Consider the following 2,319-nt stretch of genomic DNA (forward strand, 5'->3'; position numbering starts at 1 on the left):
CACCCACCCGCCGCCCCCGACTCCCGACCACCGACCCCCGGGCCGACCGCACCCACCCCTACTCCCGCGCCGCCGACGACTCCACCGGTTCCGGTCCCCCCGACCACACCGCCTGCCCCGCCGCAGAACGAGCCGACGACGCTCATTCTCGACACCGACGGCCGCCTGCTTCCGGACGCCAGCGGCACCGCGACCCCGGGCTCCACGGTTCTCCTCGAGGACGCCGAGACCGGACGCCGCTACGCCACCGCGACCGCCGAGGCGGACGGCACCTGGAGCGCTCGAGCCCTCCCTCTGCCGGTCGGCACGACCTCGGTGGTGGCACGCGCCGGCACGGCCAGCACCCCCGTCGAGGCCGAGCTGCGCGCACCGAGCCTGCTCGCTCCCTCGTCGGCGCCAGCCGGGGACGTCTCGGTGCTCGTGCTGACGGACGGCGGCGCCGCGGGGATCGAGATCCTTGTCGACGGCGGGACCGTACTGACGGATGACAGCGGGGCCCCCATCACCAGCGCGTCCGTCCCCCTCGGCCCCGGCGCCCACTCGCTCGGTGTGCGCTACACCTCGCCGGACGGCCGCGTGGGCCCGGTCGCCGAGTCCACGATCACCGTCGGCTGACCGGCCCGGACACCCCCTCCGCCACCGATATCCTGAGCGGATGCAGCCCGACGCGACCGTGCCCTCCACCGCCCGCCCCGCCCGCGCGGGCGCCGACGCCGCCTGGTCGGGCGAGCGCGCGGCCGGCAACCACTGGACGCTGACCTTCGCCTGCCCCGACCTCCCCGGGATCGTGCACGCCGTCTCCGGCGCGGTCGTCCAGGCGCGCGGCAACATCACCGAGAGCCAGCAGTTCTCGAGCGCCGACACCGGCCGATTCTTCATGCGACTGCAGGTCGAGTCGCCGATCACGCGGGAGGAGTTCGCTGCGGCACTGCTGCCGATCACCGAGCACTACGGGATGACCTGGCGCCTGGACGTCGTGGGCCGCCCGCTGCGCACCCTCGTGCTCGCCTCCACTGCGGCGCACTGCGTCAACGACCTGCTCTTCCGCCAGCGCGCAGGCCAGCTCGCGGTGGATGTCCCGCTGATCCTCTCGAACCACGGCACACTGCGCGATCTCGCCGAGTTCTACGGCGTGCCGTTCGAGTCGCGCTCTGTGGTCTCTCCGGAGTCGAAGCGCGCCTTCGAGGAGCGCGTGATCGAGGTGGTGGAGGAGCACGACATCGAGCTGGTGGTCCTCGCCCGCTACATGCAGATCCTCTCACCCGAGCTGTGCGCACGCCTCGCGGGGCGCGCGATCAACATCCACCACTCGTTCCTGCCGGGCTTCAAGGGCGCGAACCCCTATAAGCAGGCGCACGCCCGCGGGGTGAAGCTGATCGGAGCGACCGCGCACTTCGTCACGAGCGACCTCGACGAGGGCCCCATCATCGAGCAGAACGTCGTGCGGGTGGACCACTCGCACTCGGTCGCGCAGTTGGTCGCGATCGGCCAGGACGAGGAGAGCCGCACGCTCACCCAGGCGGTCAAGTGGTTCGCCGAGGATCGGGTGCTGCTCGACGGTGCCCGCACGATCATCTTCCGGTGACCAGGCGACGGCTAGCATGGTCGGCGTGAATCGAGCAGGAGCGGACGACGCGACCACCCCGATTGCGATCGGACCGAACGCGGTCCTCCGCTTCCTCCTGGAACTCGTCGCCCTGGTCACCTTCACCGTCTGGGGCTTCGCCTCGTGGAGTCTTCCCTGGAACATCGTCGTCGGCCTGGGCGCTCCGGTGCTGGCGGCGCTCGTCTGGGCTCTGTTCCTCTCTCCGCGCGCAGTGCTCGCGATCGACGTCTACGGTCGGTCGCTGATCGAGCTGCTGCTGATGGGGGCGGCAGCTCTGGCCTGGCTCGACCTCGGCCAGCCGATCGTGGCGCTGGTCTTCGGTGTGCTCGCCGTGATCTCGGGAGTCGTCGCGGGGCGCCGCTCACTCTGACCCGCTGAGCGGCCGCGCCCCTCCGGAGGTCCCGGTCGCCCGTGCCAGAGCATCGCCGACGACACGCTGCCGGCGGGGGCTCGGCCCTCCTCCGCTCGCCCGGGCGGCGCACGACACGCGGATCGGCCGCCCGATCGGCACGTCGCCCTGGCGAGGGGCGACGTCGAACGGCCGCCCCGCTGCTCCGACAGGAGCGAGCGGGACGGCGTTCGCGGTGCTCGCGGAAGACTACTCCGCAGCACCTGCCTCACGGCTCGCCAGAGCGCGGCGTCGCAGGCCCGTGATCACGGCGCCCGCACCGAGGAGGGCGAGGGCGACGGCTCCGAGGAGACCGCCGTCGAAG

The 2,319-nt window shown here is 72.5% G+C and carries 3 protein-coding genes; all 3 read left to right on the forward strand.

Annotated features, from left to right (window positions below; genetic code table 11):
- On the forward strand, positions 1-615 hold a 615-nt coding region (locus ACH61_RS18005; protein WP_201787625.1), incomplete at its 5' end, for a hypothetical protein.
- Positions 616-655: 40 nt separating this feature from the next.
- The gene (gene purU, locus ACH61_RS15050; protein WP_082845312.1) at positions 656-1,585 is read left to right on the forward strand and encodes a formyltetrahydrofolate deformylase; all 930 of its coding nucleotides are present in this window, start codon (positions 656-658) and stop codon (positions 1,583-1,585) included.
- Positions 1,586-1,610: 25 nt separating this feature from the next.
- A complete protein-coding gene (locus ACH61_RS15055; protein ID WP_068213615.1) occupies positions 1,611-1,976 on the forward strand; it encodes a YrdB family protein in 366 nt (121 codons plus the stop codon).
- Positions 1,977-2,319 lie beyond the last annotated feature (343 nt).

The sequence above is a fragment of the Rathayibacter tanaceti genome (assembly GCF_001634385.1).
GTDB lineage: Bacteria > Actinomycetota > Actinomycetes > Actinomycetales > Microbacteriaceae > Rathayibacter > Rathayibacter tanaceti.